This is a genomic window from Paenibacillus sp. FSL W8-0426 (genome assembly GCF_037969725.1).
Taxonomy (GTDB): Bacteria; Bacillota; Bacilli; order Paenibacillales; family Paenibacillaceae; genus Paenibacillus; species Paenibacillus hubeiensis.
On sequence record NZ_CP150203.1, the window covers coordinates 5,872,501 to 5,894,313 of the forward strand.

General features: G+C 53.0%; 25 protein-coding genes (1 of these 25 only partly in view). 2 read left to right on the plus strand and 23 right to left on the minus strand.

Annotated elements, in window-relative coordinates; all coding sequences use genetic code 11:
• On the minus strand, positions 1–471 hold the 5' portion of the coding sequence (locus MKY59_RS26620; RefSeq protein ID WP_339274626.1) for a nucleotidyltransferase-like protein. The gene continues 411 nt to the left of window position 1, outside the view; the window shows 471 of its 882 coding nt (coding positions 1–471); its start codon is at positions 469–471; its stop codon lies beyond the left edge, outside the window.
• 121 nt (positions 472–592) lie between these two features.
• On the opposite strand from MKY59_RS26620, the gene MKY59_RS26625 reads away from it, so the two are divergent.
• Positions 593–988 carry a DUF2614 family zinc ribbon-containing protein gene (locus MKY59_RS26625; protein ID WP_236420578.1) on the plus strand — a complete coding sequence of 132 codons (396 nt, stop codon included), beginning with the start codon at positions 593–595 and terminating at the stop codon, positions 986–988.
• Positions 989–1,138: 150 nt separating this feature from the next.
• On the opposite strand, the gene MKY59_RS26630 is transcribed toward MKY59_RS26625, so the two are convergent.
• The 17 genes from MKY59_RS26630 to MKY59_RS26710 all read right to left on the minus strand — a co-directional run bounded on the left by MKY59_RS26630 (position 1,139) and on the right by MKY59_RS26710 (position 14,630).
• Positions 1,139–2,872: a glycosyl hydrolase family 18 protein gene (locus MKY59_RS26630; protein ID WP_339274629.1), complete on the minus strand. Its 1,734-nt coding sequence runs from the start codon at positions 2,870–2,872 to the stop codon at positions 1,139–1,141.
• Positions 2,873–2,986: 114 nt separating this feature from the next.
• Positions 2,987–3,412 carry a peroxide-responsive transcriptional repressor PerR gene (gene perR / locus MKY59_RS26635; RefSeq protein WP_236420576.1) on the minus strand — a complete coding sequence of 142 codons (426 nt, stop codon included), beginning with the start codon at positions 3,410–3,412 and terminating at the stop codon, positions 2,987–2,989.
• Positions 3,413–3,578: 166 nt separating this feature from the next.
• A complete protein-coding gene (locus MKY59_RS26640) occupies positions 3,579–4,991 on the minus strand; it encodes a DUF4097 family beta strand repeat-containing protein (protein WP_339274632.1) in 1,413 nt (470 codons plus the stop codon).
• A gap of 24 nt (positions 4,992–5,015) precedes the next feature.
• Entirely contained in the window at positions 5,016–5,609 is a 594-nt protein-coding gene (locus MKY59_RS26645; RefSeq protein ID WP_339274633.1) for a hypothetical protein, read from the minus strand.
• Positions 5,610–5,762: 153 nt separating this feature from the next.
• Positions 5,763–6,473 carry an MgtC/SapB family protein gene (locus MKY59_RS26650; protein WP_339274634.1) on the minus strand — a complete coding sequence of 237 codons (711 nt, stop codon included), beginning with the start codon at positions 6,471–6,473 and terminating at the stop codon, positions 5,763–5,765.
• 30 nt (positions 6,474–6,503) lie between these two features.
• Positions 6,504–6,971, minus strand: coding sequence for a GNAT family N-acetyltransferase (locus tag MKY59_RS26655; RefSeq protein ID WP_236420572.1), 468 nt, complete (start codon positions 6,969–6,971; stop codon positions 6,504–6,506).
• Between the two features lie 104 nt (positions 6,972–7,075).
• Entirely contained in the window at positions 7,076–8,515 is a 1,440-nt protein-coding gene (gene gatB, locus MKY59_RS26660; protein ID WP_236420571.1) for an Asp-tRNA(Asn)/Glu-tRNA(Gln) amidotransferase subunit GatB, read from the minus strand.
• A 26-nt stretch (positions 8,516–8,541) separates the two neighbouring features.
• Positions 8,542–9,999, minus strand: a complete 1,458-nt coding sequence (gene gatA / locus MKY59_RS26665; RefSeq protein ID WP_339274636.1) for an Asp-tRNA(Asn)/Glu-tRNA(Gln) amidotransferase subunit GatA — start codon at positions 9,997–9,999, stop codon at positions 8,542–8,544.
• Positions 10,000–10,027: 28 nt separating this feature from the next.
• Complete coding sequence (gatC, locus tag MKY59_RS26670) at positions 10,028–10,315, minus strand: Asp-tRNA(Asn)/Glu-tRNA(Gln) amidotransferase subunit GatC (RefSeq protein ID WP_236420569.1); 288 nt, start codon at positions 10,313–10,315, stop codon at positions 10,028–10,030.
• Between the two features lie 176 nt (positions 10,316–10,491).
• Positions 10,492–10,875, minus strand: coding sequence for an ATPase (locus MKY59_RS26675; protein WP_236420568.1), 384 nt, complete (start codon positions 10,873–10,875; stop codon positions 10,492–10,494).
• 149 nt (positions 10,876–11,024) lie between these two features.
• Positions 11,025–11,243, minus strand: coding sequence for a sigmaY antisigma factor component (locus MKY59_RS26680; protein WP_236420567.1), 219 nt, complete (start codon positions 11,241–11,243; stop codon positions 11,025–11,027).
• Positions 11,236–11,577: a YxlC family protein gene (locus MKY59_RS26685; RefSeq protein ID WP_236420566.1), complete on the minus strand. Its 342-nt coding sequence runs from the start codon at positions 11,575–11,577 to the stop codon at positions 11,236–11,238. Before MKY59_RS26685 ends, MKY59_RS26680 begins: the two co-directional genes overlap by 8 nt.
• The gene (gene sigY, locus MKY59_RS26690) at positions 11,574–12,107 is read right to left on the minus strand and encodes an RNA polymerase sigma factor SigY (RefSeq protein WP_339274637.1); all 534 of its coding nucleotides are present in this window, start codon (positions 12,105–12,107) and stop codon (positions 11,574–11,576) included. Before sigY ends, MKY59_RS26685 begins: the two co-directional genes overlap by 4 nt.
• Positions 12,108–12,219: 112 nt before the next feature.
• The gene (locus MKY59_RS26695) at positions 12,220–12,345 is read right to left on the minus strand and encodes a hypothetical protein (RefSeq protein WP_339274639.1); all 126 of its coding nucleotides are present in this window, start codon (positions 12,343–12,345) and stop codon (positions 12,220–12,222) included.
• A gap of 460 nt (positions 12,346–12,805) precedes the next feature.
• Positions 12,806–13,438, minus strand: coding sequence for an MBL fold metallo-hydrolase (locus MKY59_RS26700; RefSeq protein ID WP_339274641.1), 633 nt, complete (start codon positions 13,436–13,438; stop codon positions 12,806–12,808).
• Between the two features lie 6 nt (positions 13,439–13,444).
• Complete coding sequence (locus tag MKY59_RS26705) at positions 13,445–14,014, minus strand: thioredoxin family protein (RefSeq protein ID WP_236420562.1); 570 nt, start codon at positions 14,012–14,014, stop codon at positions 13,445–13,447.
• A 1-nt stretch (position 14,015) separates the two neighbouring features.
• Positions 14,016–14,630 (minus strand): DedA family protein, encoded by a 615-nt coding sequence (locus MKY59_RS26710; RefSeq protein ID WP_236420561.1) that lies wholly within the window; start codon positions 14,628–14,630, stop codon positions 14,016–14,018.
• A gap of 161 nt (positions 14,631–14,791) precedes the next feature.
• Between MKY59_RS26710 and MKY59_RS26715 the strand changes: the two genes are divergently transcribed.
• Positions 14,792–15,139, plus strand: a complete 348-nt coding sequence (locus tag MKY59_RS26715) for a dehydrogenase (protein WP_339274643.1) — start codon at positions 14,792–14,794, stop codon at positions 15,137–15,139.
• A 252-nt stretch (positions 15,140–15,391) separates the two neighbouring features.
• Here MKY59_RS26715 and MKY59_RS26720 read toward each other — a convergent pair whose 3' ends face one another.
• From MKY59_RS26720 to yyaC, 5 genes are all read right to left on the minus strand, one after another.
• Positions 15,392–17,725 carry an O-antigen ligase family protein gene (locus MKY59_RS26720; protein WP_339274644.1) on the minus strand — a complete coding sequence of 778 codons (2,334 nt, stop codon included), beginning with the start codon at positions 17,723–17,725 and terminating at the stop codon, positions 15,392–15,394.
• Between the two features lie 187 nt (positions 17,726–17,912).
• A complete protein-coding gene (locus tag MKY59_RS26725) occupies positions 17,913–19,169 on the minus strand; it encodes an SAM-dependent methyltransferase (protein ID WP_339274646.1) in 1,257 nt (418 codons plus the stop codon).
• Positions 19,170–19,379: 210 nt separating this feature from the next.
• Complete coding sequence (locus tag MKY59_RS26730) at positions 19,380–20,069, minus strand: DUF6483 family protein (RefSeq protein WP_339274647.1); 690 nt, start codon at positions 20,067–20,069, stop codon at positions 19,380–19,382.
• 153 nt (positions 20,070–20,222) lie between these two features.
• The gene (locus tag MKY59_RS26735; RefSeq protein WP_236420556.1) at positions 20,223–21,014 is read right to left on the minus strand and encodes an alpha/beta hydrolase; all 792 of its coding nucleotides are present in this window, start codon (positions 21,012–21,014) and stop codon (positions 20,223–20,225) included.
• A gap of 107 nt (positions 21,015–21,121) precedes the next feature.
• Positions 21,122–21,664: a spore protease YyaC gene (gene yyaC / locus MKY59_RS26740; protein ID WP_339274649.1), complete on the minus strand. Its 543-nt coding sequence runs from the start codon at positions 21,662–21,664 to the stop codon at positions 21,122–21,124.
• Between the last annotated feature and the right edge of the window lie 149 nt (positions 21,665–21,813).

The following is a 21,813-nucleotide window of genomic DNA, read 5'->3' on the forward strand; positions in this document are numbered from 1 at the left end:
AGCTTCAAGGACGTTATAATACGCATCAACCACATGACCTTCCTGAATGTACCGTTTGGCTTCAACATACATCCGTAAAAAACAGGCGAACTCATGAAGCAGCTTCTGCTCCTGTAGTTTCGGACCGAAAGCCAATAATTCCTCCCTTAATGCACTCAATGTACCGTCCGATTCCCAAATGATGTCTCCATCAGTCAAACATTTCAGCAGATTGTTGTTCTCTCCCGTAATGATACTGCTTTTAAGTTCATGCAGCCCTGCATATACGATTTGGTAACGAAGATCCCCCGATTTGTAATGGCCGATTCTGGAAGCAATCTCTTCCGTATCGCACACAACCAATACTACCAATTCGAAATCCTGAATCAGGGAGCCGTGGAATCGCTCTCCCGAGCGTGAATAGGCGATGGCCCCCACTGCTGCCGTCCCTTCCGATTGACCGGACAATAAATCCATGTTCTTTAATTCCACGATTCCCTCCATACATTCATGGCGGACTAGCGCCAAGTCAGTTATAATGTAATTCTACATCCAGACTGAAGTTTCCTTCTTTTCCAGGTACGATACTACTCATACGATGGGAGCATTTTTTATGGTTTTTAAAACGGCTAAAATTAATGCTTTTCGCACTTGGGGGCTGCTGCTTACCATGTTAGGCATGGGACTAATGGTACTGGGAACCGCCGGCATCGTATTCTGGGGACATGCAGGCAAAATCGTGGCAGCCGTGGGTCTCGTCATCGGGCTTGTTGCGATGGTTGCGAGCGTGGCCATCTACTTTTGGGCAGGAATGCTCTCCACAAGCGCCGTTCAATTGGAATGTCCCGAATGCGGCAAACTTACCAAAATGCTTGGCAAGACGGATCGGTGCATGTTTTGCCACACCATCCTCACACTCGATCCGGCGAAGGCCAATACTCACCCAGTACTGAAAGCGCCTTCCACAATGAGCTCAGGCAGCCATTCCCACACGGAGCCACACACCTGAGCCGTCCGATTTCCAATCAGCTGACAACTTAGATATGCATACAAAAAGCCCGGCTGTTATGCCGGGCCTTCCTTTTTCTCATGCCGCAACTCTGCCAAGCGGCGCAGTACATCTCGGTTCAGATTAAATGATAAATGATTCCAACAGACTTTATTTCGTATAACCCGCCTTTTGAAGGGTCTCCCAAGCCGATGCATTTGCAAAACTTCGGTTCCATGCAGCCACGCCGCCAAGCTTCAGTTCGGCAATCAAATCCACCCGGGCCTGAAGGGAAACTTGATCCTCGATCCATATTTTCTTGGTTGCATCCTCTTCTTGATACTCCACATAGTTCTGCCCGCTCTCTTTGTCGAGCTTAGGTTTAAGCTTCTTTTCCTTGATCAGTTCCTGCACGGTATCCATGCCAACAGCCTTGGACGAAACTTTAACCTCTCCGTTCTCGTCCTTCTCCTCGGTCCAAATGCGCGTATATAAAGGAACTGCCATAATCAGTTTTTTCGAAGGAACTTCGTCTTCTTCAAGAATGCGTCGCATCGAGGCTTCCGTCCACGGAAGCGAAGCAACTGAACCTGCCTCCGGACTTGCAGCCCAATGCTCGTCATAGGCCATAACGACAATGTAATCCGCGTATGCGCCAAGCGCACGGCGATCCAGGAAGGCAGACCACATTTCGCTATTGGATTTTGGCGTTACGTCGACGGACAGCATCAACCCATAAATTCGAGCCATCGCTTTGATTTCCCTTACGAACTGGGTCACGTTAGGTCCGTCCACCGTCTGCACGTTTTCAAAATCGATGTTGATTCCATCAAGGTGATACGTTTGCGCGTATTCCAACATTTGCTTAATGATATGAGTGCGTGTCTCGTACGTGGCCAGAGCCTTTTTCGTGATCTCGGGGTCAAAGCTGTTGTCCATCAATCCCCATACTTCCATCCCTGACCGGTGAGCCCAGTTGACATAGGTCTTGTCCGCTTTGCTGCTTACGCTGCCTTCGCCATCCGTAATATGGAACCATGTCGGACTGACCACATTAACCCCCTGCATCCTGCCGATCGAGCCAACGTCAGGTTGGCGATTGTACACTGCTTCCCACACCAAATTGACGGGTTTGGTCTTCCACTTTTTCTCCGCCGCCGTCGGAGTTGACTTCGGCTCATCCACCGTCTTTTTCTCCGTTAGCGAAACATGATCATTATCGACATATCCGGCATATCCATTATCCGTTTGTACAAAGCTCTGTTCTGTTCCGGTGCGCCATACGCGCACGCGAACGCCGTTCTGCAGATCCGCAATGATCGGGGATCGCTCTTCATCGCGTTTGTACATCGGAACCGTTTGGTCTGCCTTGGACGACTTTGCATCGATCTTGGCATATTGGATCGTTTCTCCTCCACGCATCAGCAGTACCGCACCAGTGGAGGAATCCTCCTGCACAGCAATGCCGTACACTTCCTTCAATGGTTTTAGCGGAATATACACTTCATTACCTTCCGCCTCCGGAGCAACCGTCAGGGGGTAGTTTTTGTGGTTCAGCTCCGCCTGAGTGCTGCCTTCCTTCATATGCAGAACGCGTTCTGGCGATGCAATGATGATATCTCCCGTGTCCGCTTCGTAACGAATGCCCGGATCCACAGCTTCCTGCAGAACCGTGAGCGGCAGCTTGAGCTGATCTCCCGCACCCGAAGCCTCTTCATCCATCAGCTGCCCTTCGACAAATATAGGCTGCTTCATGCCGACCCAATCCGGATCTTCGTGAAGCTGATTTAACCATAGATTTGTAATCAACCAATATGCGCCTCCAGCGACCAAACAAATCCCCAACAAAACAGGCAAGGCTGAGCCCCGCCTTTTTCGACGTGTATAGCTGTTTCTTCTACTCAAACGTTTACCTCCGTTAGTGTAACTCATTCCTATGTCATGCATGAATCGTCCGTGAACAAACAAAAAACGTGTAGAATCCAATCGAATTCTGCACGTTCATATTGTAATTCATCTCTATTGTGCCCTGCAACTCTTACAAACCCCATATACTTCCAGCCGATGCCCGTGGACTTCAAATCCCGTGCTGGCTTCAGCCTGACGCTCGACACTGTCCAGATATGGATGGCTGAAATCTTCTATCTTGCCGCATTTATCGCAGATGACATGGTAATGATCCGTCACGTTGGCATCAAAGCGACTTGAATTGTCGCCGTATGTCAACTCTCGGACCATGCCCGCTTCCAAAAACATCTTCAAATTATTATATACAGTCGCCACGCTCATACTGGGAAATTGGGGTTCAAGCGCACGGTAAATTTCATCGGCTGTCGGATGCCCCATCGATTCCATCAAATAATTCAATATGGCATGACGCTGGGGTGTAATACGGACACCGGTCGTTTTCAGATGCTCCAACGCATGTTGGACTCGTGTTCCCATAAAACCCACCGCCTTACCTTTCGTTCTCTCAGAGCAGAAACGAATTTCGCCGTTTCCTCATTCAGAGTTGATTCTTGGCCCGTTGAACGGCCACGATCTCTCCAGCCATGTTAACTTGCCTTATTTTCATTGTACGGCGATACCAAGTTTATTGTCAACGCGACGGTTACAGAACTTCGGACGAATCACCTTGGGAATTTTGCCCGTTTTCCCCGTTCGAATGGCCTTCGTTATCCGAGGTATCCTCTCCTCCGAGATCAGGCTCATCTTCTCCCGGCAATGGAAGACTAGGGTTACGATTAATGGCGAGGTCGCTATTGCCCTCGATTTTGACCGTATATTCCCCTTCGCCAAGCTGCCCTTCAATCGTCTTGTTCTGCACCTTGAACGGCAGGTCTGTCCGTAATTCTCCATAGCTGCTTGATCCGCTAAGGCTGTAATCGCCTTGATGAGGCAGCAGAATATTGATGGCCCCCACCGCGCTGTAAACGTCCCAATCCCCGCCGATCTTCGTCGAAACGATATTGATGCTGCCGTTCAGCGATTGCGCTTTGACGCCCAGATTGGCCCCGTCCATCGTGATGTTCCCGTTCCGAGTATCCGCGATAAAGCTGCCCGTTGAATTCGTGATGCTAATGCTCCCGACTTGCGTGGTCAAGTCCACGTCCCCCGTAATGTCGCGGGCCTTCATGTCCCCCCGGTTGCTGTCCAGATCGACATTGCCGATGGCTCCTGCCACGATCACGTCCCCATTCAATGTTTTTCCGGAAATATCGCCTACTGCGTTGTTAATACGAATTCGACCATTCCCCGTTTCGGCCGAAATGGTGCTGATGGCTTCCGCACGGTTCAACAATATCGCCCCGTTGGATGTCCGGATATCCAGATTGAATCTCCGATCTTCCGGAATCGTAACGGTCAAGTTCATTCGCGGCTGGGTCTTTTCGTTCTCTCCATAAGCTTTCCCCGTTGCCGTAATATGAATAACCTGTGTACCTTCCGCCGTGACGAAAGAAGCATCGGCCACCGCCTTGGCCTGTACCTCCGTCGTTTGATCGACCCAAACTACCGTGCGAATTTCGATCGAATCGGTATCGCCCCGCTGCAGCGAAATATCCCCGTTCACGCCTTGAACGACGACATCGGACGTCTCCATGCCTACCGGGACCCGGATGGTCCCTTTATCCTGCATATACCCTGCTGCAGCGCTGTAATCCATGGAAGCCGCTCCCAGGTTCAGGCTGACCCTGTTCCACAAATGCATGTAATGGTCCTGCTCAGTAACGATGAACACCACTGCAGCCAAAAGCAGCGACGACAAAATACCCTTCGCATCCGGCCGAAACCGCATTTTGGCCTTCACTGCATTCTCCGCGCCCGACACGGATCGGCTTCGTCCCCGCATAAGCAAAAACAGCAGTATGTATTCTAAGCCTAAGGCCACCAGCAGCAGCGGCCACCAGTCTACCATGCCGTAGAGATAATCCGTTCCCGATTGTTTATCCATAATCAGCAGTACGCCCACGACAATGAGCAAAGCGGCGGCCGTATAGCGGCCGACCCGAATTTTGCGGTTCATTTCATTCCCTCCTTGCCCTGCCTGCTACAATTTCTTTCTCTGCAGCGTGGTCCAGATCTCGCGCCCAAACAGATTCAGCCCGGTCACGATCATCAATACGGCAAATGCATACCCACCGTACATGCCAATCAAATCTTGAAACCAGCGAGGCCTGCGAAAAAACATGATCATAAGCGCGCCGCCAACGACCAGCAGCAGGCCAAACGATATGCCTTTTTCCCACATCATCAATGCTTCGACTGCGGTTCGCTCCTTACTCCCGGCTTGGTCCAAATCCGGCGGGGCACTTCCCTTGCGCTTGCGTAACATCACCCGATCCGCAGACTGCAGCACGTCAAACACGTTGTAGAAGTAAAGGACGGGAATGAAGAGCGCGAGCAGAATCAGCAGAGGAACATTGATTTGTATGCCGACGGACGAAAAATACACCAGCGCCGACAGGTCGAGCATCACCAGCATCATATACGTCAGTCCCCTTAAATAGAGCCGCAAATACAAATGGCCCAGTCCTGGAACGATTGCACTCATCAGTCCGGCCACAAATTTGTGGGTTCTCACCCGAACCGCTCTTGTCGGCCGTCTTTTAAGCACCATTTTTGCCCGATGCTTTTTCTTCAAACGATCTAGCTCCTTTCGCGATGGAGTGTCCGGTTTCTTTTTTCAAGCGTTTGGTTAGATAGTACCCTAAACCGACATTCGAGTAACTGGCAAAAATATGGATGAATCCCAAAAACCCCTGTGCCCATAAGGCCTGAAGGGGTTCGATTTTATTTATTCCATGGAAACTTTGGTCATATGTTCCCACCGTCTCAGTTTCGTCACCAGCTGCACCGTATCCAAATCATGCGGCATGTAAACATGCAGCACAATTTCGATTTTGCGCTCCACCGATACCACCTCGGAAAAGGCCAGCTCCTGCTCATTGACCGTGATCTTGCGTATTTTGATTTTTTCCTGTTCCAAGAACGAGGAAATCTGCTCGAGGCATCCGGGCTCGGATAAAGTATGGAGCGTAATGACATGCAGCTTGTTTCCCCGAATATACCTGAGCTCCAACTTGTTAAATACCCAAAGGTTCAACAACACCAGAACCGTGGAAATGATGGAGGCAAAAAAGAAGCCCGCTCCCGCAGCCAGCCCGATGGCTGCCACGACCCAAATCGAAGCTGCCGTGGTCAGACCGGTAATGGACTTTCCGGTAAACAGGATCGTTCCCGCTCCCAGAAAACCGACGCCCGTAATCACGGCCGTTGCCAAACGCGCCGGATCGATGCGCACGTTTATTTCATTCGCAAAATCTTTAAAGCCATAAATGGAAAGCATCATAATCAGCGCCGATCCGAGGCAAACTAAAATATGAGTTCGCAGGCCGGCGGCATGATTGGAGCGCTCGCGTTCCAATCCGACGAGGCCGCCCAGCAGCATGGCAAGCAGCAGTCTCAGCAAAATGTGCCATTCGTCAATAATCCAGGGATTGCCCAAAAGCGATAGTCCTCCTCCATGTCATTAATGTCATTCATCTTTATTCCTGTGAAAGGTCTTTAATTCCACGCCTGGGGCAAGCTGTACACGATCCACGGGGACAAAACCAAACTTGCTGTACAGCTGCACCGCAGGTTCATTCAACGTTCCGGTAGATACGATGTAGCGCGGATATTCCGGATACGTTTCAAAAATATGCGCAATCAGGGCAGAGGCGATTCCTTTGCGAAAATAATCCGGATGAACCATCATCCGCGTAATCGTAAGGGCATCTTTTTCCTCCTCGGCCACAGCGATCGCCCCGATCAACTCCCCATCGGAATCCATGTATCCGTAAAAACTCTCCCCGCACTGCTGCAGCGTTTCAAGCGTATCCATTAACGGCGGAATTTCCTTAAATCCGATCATTTCCGCTTCCAGCCGGTAAGCCACATGCTGTAAACGCCATAACTGACCCAACTTGTCCGGGTCATTCAATGATATCGATTCGATGGTCATGTGAAGCTTCTCCTTTCGCATTAACGAGTGAGCGATGCCTGCAATACAAAAAAAGAAGGCTGTCACAGGGACGAGCCTCCTTCTGTTTGACCTCTCCCGAAGGATTAACGGTTCAGTACGTCTGTAAGCAGTTTGTTCGCCAAGCCAGGGTTGGCTTTGCCCTTGCTCTCTTTCATGACCTGTCCGACCAGGAAGCCGATGGCCTTCTGTTTGCCGGCCTTATAGTCCTCTACCGATTGGGGATTATTCGCAACGACCTGTTCCACGATGGCAAGAATAGCACCTTCGTCGCTGATCTGCACGAGCCCTTTCTCTTCAACGATTTGCTGTGGAAGCTTGCCGCTTTCCAGCATTTCCTTGAATACGGTTTTGGCAATTTTGCTGCTGATCGTGCCCTTTTCCAGCAAGCCGATCATTTCTCCGAGCCCTTGGCCCGTAAGCGGGACCTGGGATAACTCCAGATTGTTCGTGTTCAGGTAACCAAGCAGATCGCCCATAATCCAGTTCGAAACGGATTTGGCGTCTTTGGTGTAGTTAAGGCTGTCTTCGAACAAGTCCGCAACCGCTTTGGACGAGGTAATGACCTCAGCATCGTAGCTCGGCAAACCGTAATCTGCCGCATAACGCGCTTTGCGTTGGTCCGGCAATTCAGGAATCGAAGCCCGGATGCGTTCTTTCCACGCTTCGTCGATGTGTATTTTCACCAAATCCGGGTCCGGGAAGTAGCGATAATCATGCGCTTCTTCTTTGCCGCGCATGGTCAGCGTTTTTCCTTGGGCTTCGTCCCAACGGCGAGTCTCCTGCACCACTTCGCCGCCATCGTCCAAAATTTCCGCCTGGCGGTATTCTTCGTACTCCAACCCGCGCTGCACGCCTCGGAAGGAGTTCATGTTTTTCAATTCCGCACGGGTTCCCAATTTTTCCTGACCGTGAGGGCGCAAACTGATGTTGGCGTCGCAACGCATGGACCCCTCTTCCATTTTCACGTCGGACACTTCGCAATATTGCATGATTGCACGCAGTTTCTCCAAATACGCGCGCGCTTCTTCCGGGGAAGAAATTTCAGGCTCGGAAACGATCTCGACGAGCGGGGTTCCCACGCGGTTGAAGTCGACCAACGATGCATAACCGCCGTCCACGTGGGTCAATTTGCCTGCATCTTCTTCCAGATGGAGACGCGTGATGCCGATTCGTTTCGTTTCGCCGTTCACTTCGATATCGATCCACCCGTTCTCGCCGATCGGCTGATCGAATTGGGAAATTTGATACGCCTTCGGCGAATCGGGATAGAAATAGTTTTTGCGGTCGAATTTGCTGACATCGGCAATGGTGCAGTTCAGCGCCATCGCTGCTTTCATCGCATAGTCGACCGCCTGGCGGTTCAGCACAGGCAATACGCCTGGATGTCCGAGACACACCGGACAGGTGTGCGTATTCGGCGGAGCCCCGAATTCCGTGGAGCAGCCGCAAAAAATTTTGGATTGCGTGTGCAATTCTACGTGGACTTCAAGTCCAATGACGGTTTCGTATTTTGATGCGGGCATTTCTCTATTCCTCCGTTCCGGTCAGTCTACAGCTGCGGACGCTGTTTGTGATATTCCGTATGTTGTTCAAACGCATGTGCAACGCGCAAAACGGTCGTTTCGTCAAACGCTTTGCCGATGATCTGCAATCCGACAGGCAGCCCCTCGGAGAAGCCGCATGGGATGCTGACGGCAGGCACGCCAGCCAGGCTGACAGGAATGGTCAAAATGTCGTTGAGGTACATGGTCAACGGGTCGTCCACCTGGGTACCCAGTTTGAACGCCGGCGTAGGAGCCGTAGGTCCGATCACGACGTCGTATTTTTCAAACACGTTGTCGAAATCCTGTTTGATCAGGGTACGCACCTTTTGCGCCTTCAAATAATACGCATCGTAATAGCCGGAGCTGAGCGCATACGTGCCCAACATAATCCGGCGCTTCACTTCCGGACCGAAGCCTTGGCTGCGGGATTGGTGGTACAGGTCCAGCAGGTTGTCCGGATTGTCGGCGCGAACGCCATAGCGAACGCCGTCGAACCGCGCCAGGTTGGAGGAAGCCTCGGAGGAAGCCAGCAAATAATACGTGGCTACCGCATATTCGGTATGAGGCAGCGATACCTCTTCCCAAGTTGCGCCGAGCCCTTCCAGCACCTTCAACGCCTCAAGCACGCGTTCCTTGACGTCAGGGCTTACGCCTTCGCCGATGTATTCTTTCGGCACCGCGATGCGCAAACCTTTAACGTCGCCGGTCAAGGAGCTCAAATAGTCGGGAATGTCCACGTTCGCGGAGGTTGAATCTTTCGGGTCATACCCCGCAATCGCTTGGAGCACATAAGCGGAATCCTCGACGTTTTTGGTGATCGGTCCGATCTGGTCCAGCGATGAAGCAAACGCCACCAGCCCGAAACGGGATACCAGCCCATAGGTAGGCTTCAATCCGACCACGCCGCAATACGATGCAGGCTGACGGATGGAGCCGCCGGTGTCCGACCCCAGCGTAAAGTAGGCTTCTCCCGCAGCCACGGCAGCAGCCGATCCGCCGCTGGAACCGCCGGGCACGCGATCCAGCGCCCACGGATTGCGCACAGGAGCGAAGCTGGAGTTTTCGTTGGAACCTCCCATGGCGAATTCGTCCATGTTCAATTTTCCGAGCGTTACGGTGTCGGCCGCTCTCAATTTTTCGACAACGGTCGCGTCATATACCGGGTCGAAATTGCGCAGGAATTGGCTGGCACACGTCGTGCGCAATCCGTTCGTAACGATGTTGTCCTTGATGCCCACAGGCAAGCCAAACAGCAGACCTCTTTCCCCGCCGCTGACGAGTTGATCGTCCAGCTGGCGTGCACGGGAGCGAGCGCGCTCTTCGTCCAGCGTCAGGTATGCCTTGACCTTTTCGTCATGGGCACCGATGTTTTGATAAGCCTGTTCTACCAGATCGCTGACAGACAACTCTTTCGCGTTCAGCTTGTTATGTATTTCAGGCAACGATTGTTGAAATAAACTCACGTCATTTTTCCTCCTTCCGGTTTATCCGCTATTCCATCACGGCAGGCACTTTGAATTGCCCGTCTTCTTCCTCAGGTGCGTTGTGCATAACCTTCTCGATCGGCAAGCTACCCTGCACCTCATCTTCGCGCATCACATTGCTGACATGCAGAACGTGGGTTGTTGGTTCAATGTTGTCCGTATCCAACTCATTCAGCTTCTCCGCATATTTCAAGATGGCATTCAGCTGTCCTGTCAGCAGCTGTTCTTCTTCTGCCGTCAAGTTAAGCCGGGCCAATCTGGCCACATGCTGAACGTCGTTATTCGAGATACTCATGTTTCGGATGCCTCCTTCATTCGCTCAACTTTCCGGAACCGCCGATGCGGCTCGCCCGTTTAACGGGCTAAAGTCCCGTGATAACTTTTTTCATTATAGGTGAGTTGGTTCGACAATTCAATGCAAATGCCCGGACTTTGGAGCTAATCAAAAAAGAGCCAGCTTTCGCCGGCTCCTTAAATCCATGCACGCAGGTTAACCTGCTTTATAAAATCCGCCTGTGACATCGTTTCCTTCGCGGTTTCTTCTTCCTCTTCCACAGCTTGAACGTCTCCGTTCATCAAATAACGGAACAGCTTCTCGTTGTGTGTCGCAAGGGCGTAATCGATCAACGCTTCACGCTCAACCTTCTCCGCTTCCTGTTTCAGCAGAACTTCTTCCAGATCTACGTCGCCGGAAGGAACGAAAAAGTTCCGGTTCACCTGAGGCACGCGAAGCACGTAGTCAAACGCATTGTCCGGGTTCCGGTCATAAGCGATGATGAATCCATATTCCCCCACAGGAAGATTTTGCTCAAACGTATCCGCGACAATGATTACCTTTTCTCCCAATCGCAGCATCGTCTAACCTCCTGGTAGTCTATCTTTATATATTGTGGTCTGTCTAGTCTACTAGAAAAGAATAGCGATGTCTACGATTAACGGCATGAAACAAATCATTTGTGTAAAATCAATATGCTTCCTTTGTTACCGTGCAAACCATAACCATGTCATCTTTTACGTGTTTTCTCTTTCCGGACAACCACAAACCAGTAAACAACAAGCGGGGTCGGAACCCCCGTAATCCCCCACAATCCCCACAGCCACGGGAAACGTCCCCGTTTCCTTGCATCGGTGAACATCCACGTGCCCTGAAGCAGCAAAACCAAACCAATCAGGCCAAGCCATATTGGCGGCACTTCGTTCAATGAATAATGCAGATCATTCATGACGCATCTCCTTCCGTTGTCGGCGCACAGCCCAGATGATGACGATCCCGATAGCCAAACCCGTTCCGACAGCCTGAATGCCCAGATAGAAAATCGGTGCGGATTGGAACAACATGACCCCGGCAGCAAGTACAAGCAATGCCAAGATCCAGAACATGATCAACTCCAGCCGGTTTGCCCGTTTTCTCATTTGTCGCCGTTCCTTGACCTGAGCTGCCAACGAGGCGATTGAGGGAATATTCGTAGGCTCATATGCATCATCCAATATTTTCAACTGCTGCTGCAGCTGCTGCACCAGTTCGAGCTCTTCCTTTTCACTCGATCCACTGCTCATGATCCCTCCATCTCCTTCCTCAATTGACGAAGTCCGTAAGCTGTACGCGACTTGGCCGTCCCAGACGGAATACCCAGCATATCCCCGATTTCATCGTATCCGTACCCATAATAGTGCTTCAACAGCACGGCGATCCGATGCTCCGGCGATAACCGGGTCATCGCTTCCATGACATCCGTCCACGTCTCGTTACGACTCTCGAACTGCCATCGCAATTGTCTCGCAACCTGGTCTTTGGCCAATTTCAGCCAGTTCTTCTCCCTTTCCCTGCGCCTCGCCTTGTCGATATAAATCCGGGTGGCAATCGTAATCATCCAGGATGAAAAGGCTGACGTACCATCATAACGATGAATGTTTTCCATGCAACGAATCATCGTATCCTGAACCACTTCTTCTGCCGCATGCGGATCCATCGTCACTTTGATGATATATTTGTACACAAAAGCATAGTGGCGCTGCAATAGTGACGCAAGGGCAGCGTCATCGCCTTTTGCGGCTCGGAGCGCTTCCTCCAGTTCCGCTGTTTTCATCCGGCATTTCACCTGCTTCCCGTTCAATCTGAAAGATAATACGATGGACGTACTCCAAACGTTCAAATGAAAAAAACTCCATGCCGCATCAAAATAAAGCGGAAGAAGGTCATCATGCGACAATTTCCCGGGCAATCAGACGGCTATCTCCTGTGCTGCTGCAGCCTGTCGAACCACGGCTGACCGTGCGCTCCTTGATGCAGCAATCGACTTTTCCAAATATTATGTCTGAATTCAAAATGCTCATTCTCTTTCTGAATACACTCAAGGTTATGTAAGGATGTTGTTTCTAAATATGCCTGTCTCTCGATATTTTCCATACGCCTTTGATCGACGGTCTGCCGCTTGCCCTTGAACTCCAACCGTTCTTCTCCATTGGACGACGGAATGAAACGTATGATCTCCACCTCCCGCTCCCTCCCCCTGCTCATTTTTGAATGAATGCAAATGGTTGCTGCCCCGGATACCGACTCTAAGTCTCCCCAAAAATCGCCATAAACAAAAAAAGAACGCAAACCGGGTAAAAACCACAGTCTGCGTGCTTCGCGAGTTAGGGTGCTGCATATTCAAATACTTCAGTGAAGTGATGCCTTAACGCTTGTAACAACTAATAGCTATTCTAATGAAAAACATGTCGTTTGTCCAGACTTTCTTGCCTATTTTGTCCGATTTTTTTCAAACGGAACAAAACAATCCTTTCATCTTGCGGACACGTAAGGATTATGCTGTTTCTCGTATCCGATCGTCGTTTTGGGACCATGGCCGGGAAATACGACAACCTCATCGGGAAGGGTGTACAGCTTGTTCTGGATGGAATCGATCAGGTCCCTCTCACGCCCGCCGGTCAGGTCGGTTCTGCCAACGCCCATTCGGAAGAGCGCGTCTCCGGCAAACAGGTCATTACCGCACAACAGGCTGACACTGCCGGGCGAATGGCCAGGCGTGTGATACACCCGGAACGTATGGCCAATCAGTTTCAATTGCTGGCCTTCAGCCAGTGCGTATTCAGCAGGCTCTGCAGAAATGGGCGGCGTGACCTGCGGCCAATTCAGTGACCCGTTTAATTTCGGAGTCGTCAGCCACTCGCTCTCCAAGTCGTGCAAATAAACCGGGCAGCCCTTCGCTTGGCGAATCTCTTCCACGCCGCCGATATGGTCGAAATGTGCATGCGTCAGCAAAATAGCTTCAATTTCAAGATCCTTGATCGCTTTGACCAAGGGAGCAGGATTCATGCCGGGATCAATGATGACCGCCTTCTGCGGATCTTCTCCCTGCAACAAATAGGCATTGGTCTGGAGCGGACCAAGGTTAAATGTTCGGATGTTTAACATATCGGCTCAGAAACCCGAAATCAGTTCACGCAGCTCACGCAAAATGGCTGGGTGCGACTCCGATCCTTCCCCGTAACGTTTGACCATTTCCTGACGGGCCACGGCCATCTTCTCCTGGTAATCCGCCGCTTCGCGATCCGGATTGTTGCGTTTGAACTCCACCATCACTTCTTGAACATGCTGCGGACGGGGCCCCCACTGTCCGAGCACATGTCCACCAGTATCGGCAAAAATGACCACAGGCACGGATCGGCCGCCCATCGTCAGAAATTCGTCCATCACTTCCGGATGGTTTTCCATAATCAGCACCTCGGTCGGCACGCCGGAAATTTCGAGCGCCCTGAAAACGACCGGAATGTTCCGAACGACGTCACCGCACCAATCAGCGGCCAAAATCAATACACGAAGATCGTCCCGATGGTTGAGACTTTCAAAAAACTCGCGGTCCTCCTCGCTCGGCCATGCAAAATGGTCGTAATTCGCCTGGAATTCGCTTTGATTCTTGGTCATTGCGTCAATGAACTCCTGAGGTGACAGGCCTTTGCCAAACTTGTGAGACAGGTTAGGTTTTGCCATGTTAGACACTTCCTTTCTTTTTGCGTGTATTCATCCATTTGATCAGGAAATAAACAATCATAAGACCCAGGGCAACGAGCAGAATTGGAGTCACATAAGGCGCTGCCGTTTCATCGATATCCTTCCATTTGTCGCCAAGGACCATTCCCAAATATATAAACAGTACGGACCAAGGTATAACAGCCAGCGTGGTGAGCAGGATAAATTTGCCGACCGGCATTTTCGATATGCCTGCCGGAATGGAGATCGCATGTCGTACGACAGGCACAAACCTTGCCGTAAAGATCACGCCCGTACCGTACTTGCGGAACCATTCCTCGGAATGGTCGATGTGTTTTTTCTGAATCAGTATGTATTTGCCATAGCGTTCAAGTACAGGTCTACCGCCATAACGACCGATCCAGTAGATAAACAGCTGTGCCACCACGCCGCCAACCGTGCCAAAAATGACGGCTCCCAGGAAATTGATTTGCCCCTGCGACACGAGGAATCCCCCGTAGGCCAGAACGATTTCGCTCGGGATGACTTCCAGCATCAGCCCCAGCATGATTCCGAAATATCCAAGACCTTGAATCCAGTCGAATAATTGACCGACAATGTTATGAATTACGTCCATCTCGACCCTCTTTCTTTATTCAGTATGGCGGTGCCTCAGACACCATGAACGACTCGTTCCTATCTTATCACAGGGTCGTGTCCTCTTGCCATATTGCCGGCTGCCGGTTGTGTCCCATGAGGAACGATCCGCATATGGTATCGTGAAAGGAGCGTGGAGCGATGCAAGCCAGAACGAAACCCGGACATCCGCCTGTCAAACATCGTACACCCGGCAAGCAGCTGCCTTCCGCAAGAGGAATCCGCAGAGCATGCAGCAAAGAGCTGTACCGGACCGCCAAACGGTTGAAAACATATATCTCTCCCGATCTGATGCAGCAGGCCGAAGAACTCTACTACAAAAAGGTCATCGAGAATTTGCTGTGGATCGGAGAAAACAAGGATAACCGCAAATTGTTATGCGAGTGGTGGAATGAAAACGTCTGCCCGGAGATCGCCGCCCTATGGGAAACGGAGGAGGCGCCGCTGCAGGAAGCCTTTCGCCAGGCATTCGGAGGATATCGCCTATAAGCGATACACACAGCCAAAAAAACAACTTGCGGGTGTGCGAACCGCGCTTCGCATTCCCGCAAGTCAAGAGAGCACTTCGTGATCATGTCTTTGCCGTCAAAAACAAAACTTGCATCGTTGATAGAGTACACCTGCATAATCCTTTAACTTCTATCCGGAGGGAGCTCAGAAAGAAGTAACTGCACCACTCTCGCTAATTTGGAAACGTTCGATCCAGCGTTCTGATGCTCTTTATGGCAACGACGATAATACCTAGCGCTTGTCTGCCATTTTCCAAGTCGAATATTGATTCGCTGTCAGCTGCCGCAGCTGCTCTCCATACATCCGCGCGACTGGTGTCACTGCGAACGAGCGATCGTTTCGTCCTCCTTTTTCCTTCACCTTCTCGACCTGCCATAGATAATGCTCGTACATTCGCACGCCCATGGCCGCAGTGCGTCTTGAACGAGCCTCCAGACCCAGTGCGCGTTCCTGCTTTGCGGCCTGATCCATCCAACGCAAAGCGGATGTCCGAAGCACGGGATCGTACCGGTTGTTTGCAATGGCCCGGGCGAAAAACGAAGCTGCCCTTTCCCCCTCCCCGGAAACAGCGGCGCATCTCCCCAACTCGTAAAGCAGCCGCCAGTCGCCCGAAGCATGGGACAGGCTGTATTGCAGTATATCTTCTGCCTGGCGGACTGGAACGCTTCTGGCCAGCTCCAGGGCAAGATCCGGCATGAACGGGGTAAGGCGCAATGCCGCGAGCAGCGCCTCCCGGCGCATCCCCGCATCGTCTTGGTCCAGTGAAGACCATGCTTGACGATACTGCTGCCCGGCCGAGATATGCCGACCGACAAGCATACCCATACCGCCAAGCCACAGCAGCAAGGCGAGCAAGGACGCGACCGCCGGCAACAACGGCTGGCCTGTGCCTGGTCTTCTGCTAACGCTCCGAGACTGCCCGTTTCTCATATCTGGCGCTGCGCTCTTGCGTTCAGCTGCACTCGCCCAAGCCCCAAGCCAAATAAACAGCATCCAGGGCAGCGCATAACTCCAGTCGAAGTCCATGGCTCCATGCAGGATAAAGACCATAAAGGGCGGCACCCAACGGGCCGCGCTGCCCCGAACGCTGCGCAGGGTAAGGCATATCCAGCCGAACACGAGCAGCAGTCCGATCAAGCCCGTGTCGAGGGCAAGATCCAGGGGACCGCTATGCACCTCGCCGCCCACGTACGGCGAGGTCTGGATGGCGCGATATCCGTCGCGCCACGTCTCTCCGCCGTGGCCGGCCCAAGGGGCCGCGGCCCAGTGTTTCAGGGCATCCCGCCACATTTCCAGGCGGGACAAGCCCGTGCCCGCGCCGGCGGCGAATCGTCCGGCGACGGAGCCTGCGGCCAGCGCTGCGGCGGATGCGCACGCCAGCGCCATGGCCGCCAATGCGGCAGCGCGCGCCCATGCGCCGCTATGCCGCAGGCGGTGCAGCAGCAGCGTGCCCAGCAGCGCTGCCGCCCACGCCCCGGCCAGCGCGAGCAGGCCGGGCAAAGGCGCCGGCGCCAGCTGCGCGGCAGCCAGCTGGCGGTACAGCCAGGCCGCGCACGCGAAGGGCGCGGCCGCGGCCAGCAGCAGCGGCAGGCGGGCACCGCGCCGCTGCAGCCCCCAGGCGGCGACCGCGGCGCAACCGGTCGCCAGCCAGGCGCCGCGCGACTCGCTCAGCAGGAGCGCGAGCAGCGCGGGCATTAGCGGCAGCGCTGCCGCGAGAAGCCGCCCGGCCCGGACAGGCCGGGCGAGCACCGCAGCGGCGGCAGCCAGCCGCTCAAGCGCGTACATGCCGACGACGGCACCGTACGCGTTCGGGTACTGCAGCAGTCCGCCGAGCCGGGCACCGGCGAAGCTTAGTTCGGGGTCAGCGGTGCGCATGACCCCGCCGGGCAGCGGCAGCATGCCGCACACGGCCAACAGGCCGCTTAGCACAAGCACGCCGCCTGCCAGCTGCCAGCCGCAGGCAAACCAGCGCGCGCCGTGCGGCTGTCTGGCCAACATGGCGGCCAGCAGCGCAAAGGCGGCCAGCAGGCTCCAACGGAACAGCTCTTCCATGCTGCCCTGCCTGCTTCCGGGGCCTAACCATGCATGCAGCCCGAACAGCATCGCCAACGCCAGCGGCCAGAGAGAAGTGCGCAGTTCCGCAGAATGCATCCACGCCATGCACTGCTGAGCAAATGCAGTCCATTTCAGCTTGCGTCCAGTCCGCTGTCCGCAGCGTCGCATTTTTATCATGCCTTCGTTCACCGAAGTGGCAGCCATGCAAATGATCGTGCCGGCAAGTATAACGATCAACAGCTCATTCACATCTGCCGAAAAAAACAATCCATGCTTCAGGCAGGCAGCCACCAATATTGCGCAGGTCATCCCTCCCAGCAACCATAGGTTAAAATGCTGCAGCACTTCCCGATCCCGTCCCATAAAGAGCCTTCTTCTCTCACCAGCCCCCGGCTGCATCCCCGTCACCTCCTTTTCTGCCCTCATCCAACGCCTGCTCCAAAACCAAAAAGGCGGAAGCCCTGATACAGGGTCTCCCGCCTTATGTCGATAAGATGTTGCTGCGTCCATAAGACGCGTCTGCTTTAACATGCCAGATGGCCAACAAACGATGCTCATTTTTCGCGATGCAGGACCCTTTTCCCAAGTATGCCCGCATCATCGCCGCGATAGACGATGGCCGATAAGATTCACCGCTTCTCCATCCTCGCCCCGGCTCATTCCAATGAGATTCCAATAGGCCGAATGCCTTGATGGTCTAACAGTGGTCGCAGCTTCCCGCCTCGGGTTTGCGCTTGCCGGATTCCGCGTCTTCCGTAATCTTTTCCGGTTTATTCCCACCGTCACCGGGCAACAAATCGGCGCAGGCACGCTCCAAATACGGGTCTGCATGAATGAAATCGCGGAATGCCGTATACTCGCTCCACAATGCCTCCGTCTGGCCGGCTTGTCCGCGGACGGCGCGAATCAGGATGTTTTTCGGCGTATGTTCCATATCGATGAATTCGAGCAGCTGCGTTTTGTACCCAAGCAGGTCGAGCAGTTTGGCCCGAATGGCATCAGTCGCCAGCGCCGAGAAACGTTCCTTCAGGATGCCATGCGACAGCAGCGGCTCCATAACGGGAGCTTCGATCTGGTTAAACAATTCATGCTGGCAGCAAGGCACCGACAGAATGACTGAAGCGCCCCAGCGAACCGCCTTTTCGAGCGCAGCATCCGTAGCCGTGTCGCAGGCATGGAGCGTGACGACCATATCGACTTCCTGCAGTTCGTCATAGTCGGCAATATCGCCCACCAGAAACTTCAAATCGCCGTAATGCAGACGTTTGGCCAAATCATTGCAATGCTCGATCACGTCCGCTTTCAAGTCGAGGCCGATGATGCGCAGCGACCTGCGCTGCTGAATCGACAGATAATGGTACAGCGCAAAGGTCAGGTACGACTTGCCGCAGCCGAAATCGACGATCGTCAGCGGCCGTCCTTCCGGCAGATGCTGGATCACGTCCTGCACCATTTCGAGAAAACGGTTGATCTGCCGGAACTTGTCGTACTTGCGGGCCAGCACGCGCCCTTCTTCGTTCATGATGCCAAGCTCCACCAGGAACGAAACGGGAATGCCTTCCTCCAGCACATACTGTTTCTTTCGGTTATGCGACAGGTTCGCCGCCGTTTTGGACGGGGATTTGGTCAAAATGGATACCTTATATTTTTTGCTGATCAAAATCTGATAGTCCGCCTCCACCGTGCAGAGCATCCCTTGGCGGAACGTCTCCTCGCACAGTTGAATCATGCGTTCCTCCGCCTCGTCCGGCGTCAAATTTTCATGCAGCACTTTATTGCTATGATGAAATGCGAATTGATAATGCAGCTGATTTTTAATCGACACCGGCTTGACCTGCACTTTGGTAAACGACACGTTGTCTCGTCTGCGCAGCTGGCTCCAGGTCGCCGTGATCAGCGAATTCTGCTCAAAGATGTCATGTATTAGATTTCGCAACGAATCCACGGGGTACATCTCACTTTCGGTTTGGTTTGGTCAACCGTTACCATACCATAATTCCGTTTCCTCTCCAAGTGAAGACCGCTAACAGCCCGCCATGGCAAAGCATTCCGTTTCATCAAGGATGCTCAGGGCGCCATGAACGGTTGTATAGCTCGGGTCGGCCCGTTTCAAGCTCGCTTGATCCAACTTGGGCAGTCGTTCATTTCTCCCGCATAACCTTCCTTACTTGTGCAGCTCGGCGAGTCCCTCTTCCACTTCGTCCCGCGGCAAACCTCCGTTCGCCAATTGTTCATCCTCAAGCTGAATCAAGCGCTCATAAAATGCGATCACGTCGCCGCGATAATCCTGCGGCAGTTGTTCCTGGGAACGAAGAATGCGATACCAGCTGTTCTCGGCCAGATCAAACTTTCCCTGATGTTCCCGATATAATGCCAGCTGTTTTTCCGTCTTTGGCGGAAGTGCATATTCCTTCGTTTGCTCCAGAATGGCCTCAACCCGTTCAGGTGCGTCCAGCAGCTTCTTGTCCGCACCATGATTCAAGGCATACAGATAAAAATGGAGAACTTTCATGAAACGGATCCATTTTTCATCCTCCGCATCCCGCCGCTCCTGATCATCGATGCCCTCCACTTTGGCCTTTTCCCCGAAAATATGGGCTTCTTCTTCGATCAGCCGTGCCGCTTGTTGCAAATTATCGACTTCTATGACACCGCGAAAGCGGAACATTTCGATCACGTCATCCACCGGAAGGGAATTCAGCAGCGAAGAGTTCATGCCAAACTGCCTCCGCAGCAATTCATCCAGTTCGGTCAATGCCTCCGTATGTTTGCGCTGTTGTCTAAGCGTAAATGCTTTGCCGATTGCCTCGGTCATTTCCTCCATCATACGGAGCAGATAGTCTTTCCTGAACATCGCGCAGCCCCCTCGTCCATCCCTTGTTCATAATCCGAACCCGACAGGATCGGTCCTTGGTCATTATTGTAATTCATGATTTGCCAAAAAGCCAAAGCCCCCGCAAACCCTTCAAGGGGCTGCGGGGGCTAAGCCAAGCAAATACTTGCTATTTTATCGGGAAAGCCCTGACATAAATTGTTTAATGACCTGAATCAATGATTCGGGGGCTTCGTACATGCTCATGTGCCCGGCTTCGGCAATGACGTGCTGAACGATATTCGGCTTATCGCTCGTAAACATCCGCTCGGGCGGAACGACGGCATCCTTCTCGCCGGCGACCAGCAATACCGGAAGCGACGCAGCCGACAGCACATCCCTTCGGTCCGGACGCTCCCTCATCGCCATCGCGGCTCCGGCTGCGCCTTGGGGAGGGGTTCGATAACCGATTTCTTTAACGCGCTGAACTTTTTCCGCAAACGACTTGACGTGCTCTGGCGCAAACAGACCGGGAACAAGCCCGTCCACGAAGCTTACAATCCCGTCGTTCCGAATCGTCGAGACGGCGCGCAGCCGCTTCTCTTTGGCCTCTTCCCCGTCCGGATATGCGGTGGAATGAACCAGCCCGAAGGCTTGCAGCCTCTCCGGATGCTGCTCGGCAATGGCCAAGGTGACATAACCGCCCATGGAATGGCCCAGCAGGACCGCTTTCTCAATATGCAGCTCGTCCATCAGGCCAAGTACATCGTTACCCATTTGTTCAATCGTATAGGGCCCTTCGGGAGCATCGGTTGCGCCATGTCCACGAAGATCGGGTACAATACAACGATATTGGCGTGCCAGCTCGGGCACCACTTCTTCCCAATAGGATGAGCTGCCGCAGAAGCCGTGCAGCAAAATAAGAGCCTCGCCTTCTCCCTGATCGGCATAACTTATCTTTGTCCCATGACATATCACTTGTTCCAATGTTCGTTCCTCTCCTTCTGCGCGTATCGTTTATGACATCCATTATAACCCATTTCCATGCATTCAAGCTGTTAATCATGAACCCCCTGAAGGAACGGATGAAACAGCTAACGCCGTCTCGCAGCATCGGCTGCCGCTTCGGCAATCGTTTGGGCCATGCCCATGACCAGGTGAAGCGAAGTCATCTGCAGAATCGAATAGGGCCTGGGACCATTCGCATTGACGACGGCCGCAATGCTGTATTGCCCAACCGGTGGCAGCTTTCCGCCAACCGACTCGGCCGGAAGCAGCGGTTGATCCGAAAGAAAATAGGTATTTATCGCCTCTCTTGGTCCCAAGCAGGCGTCAATCGCAACGATGGCATGATTGGCCGGAATCAGAGCCAGTCTTTTTTCCAGCGTATCGGCATCACAAGGAGATTCCAACGTTCCCACGACATGAGCCATCCCGCGTTCGGCGAGATAGGTTCCGGTCAACGGCCCGAGAGCATCCCCTGTGGAACGATCGGTTCCGATGCACGCAAAAGTGACCTCATCCGGTGGATGCTGCTTATAAATATCGCTGAAAAAGAAGAACAGCTCGTTCCCGGGCACTCCCTTGCGGGGATTCCGGCCCTGTCCGCGAATCCATTCCCTTTTATACGTAGGCAATACGCTTCTCTCCTTTGCACATGCATGTTCCGTGATGTTTGTTCTGCCATCCATTGTAACCGAAGCCCAGATTCGCCGCAAAAGCATTGGCCTCCTTCAGCACGTCATGATACAATGACAAGAGCTTTCGATACGGAAGGGATGAACAA

Coding starts and splice junctions, on each gene's coding strand:
- MKY59_RS26625 (WP_236420578.1), top strand. CDS start 593: ATGGTTTTTAAAACGGCTAAAATTAATGCTTTTCGCACTTGGGGGCTG.
- perR (WP_236420576.1), bottom strand. CDS start 3,412: ATGGGAACACGAGTCCAACATGCGTTGGAGCATCTGAAAACGACCGGT.
- MKY59_RS26640 (WP_339274632.1), bottom strand. CDS start 4,991: ATGAACCGCAAAATTCGGGTCGGCCGCTATACGGCCGCCGCTTTGCTC.
- MKY59_RS26655 (WP_236420572.1), bottom strand. CDS start 6,971: ATGACCATCGAATCGATATCATTGAATGACCCGGACAAGTTGGGTCAG.
- gatB (WP_236420571.1), bottom strand. CDS start 8,515: ATGCCCGCATCAAAATACGAAACCGTCATTGGACTTGAAGTCCACGTA.
- gatC (WP_236420569.1), bottom strand. CDS start 10,315: ATGAGTATCTCGAATAACGACGTTCAGCATGTGGCCAGATTGGCCCGG.
- MKY59_RS26675 (WP_236420568.1), bottom strand. CDS start 10,875: ATGCTGCGATTGGGAGAAAAGGTAATCATTGTCGCGGATACGTTTGAG.
- MKY59_RS26680 (WP_236420567.1), bottom strand. CDS start 11,243: ATGAATGATCTGCATTATTCATTGAACGAAGTGCCGCCAATATGGCTT.
- MKY59_RS26685 (WP_236420566.1), bottom strand. CDS start 11,577: ATGAGCAGTGGATCGAGTGAAAAGGAAGAGCTCGAACTGGTGCAGCAG.
- sigY (WP_339274637.1), bottom strand. CDS start 12,107: ATGAAAACAGCGGAACTGGAGGAAGCGCTCCGAGCCGCAAAAGGCGAT.
- MKY59_RS26700 (WP_339274641.1), bottom strand. CDS start 13,438: ATGTTAAACATCCGAACATTTAACCTTGGTCCGCTCCAGACCAATGCC.
- MKY59_RS26705 (WP_236420562.1), bottom strand. CDS start 14,014: ATGGCAAAACCTAACCTGTCTCACAAGTTTGGCAAAGGCCTGTCACCT.
- MKY59_RS26710 (WP_236420561.1), bottom strand. CDS start 14,630: ATGGACGTAATTCATAACATTGTCGGTCAATTATTCGACTGGATTCAA.
- MKY59_RS26715 (WP_339274643.1), top strand. CDS start 14,792: ATGCAAGCCAGAACGAAACCCGGACATCCGCCTGTCAAACATCGTACA.
- MKY59_RS26720 (WP_339274644.1), bottom strand. CDS start 17,725: ATGGACGCAGCAACATCTTATCGACATAAGGCGGGAGACCCTGTATCA.
- MKY59_RS26725 (WP_339274646.1), bottom strand. CDS start 19,169: ATGTACCCCGTGGATTCGTTGCGAAATCTAATACATGACATCTTTGAG.
- MKY59_RS26730 (WP_339274647.1), bottom strand. CDS start 20,069: ATGTTCAGGAAAGACTATCTGCTCCGTATGATGGAGGAAATGACCGAG.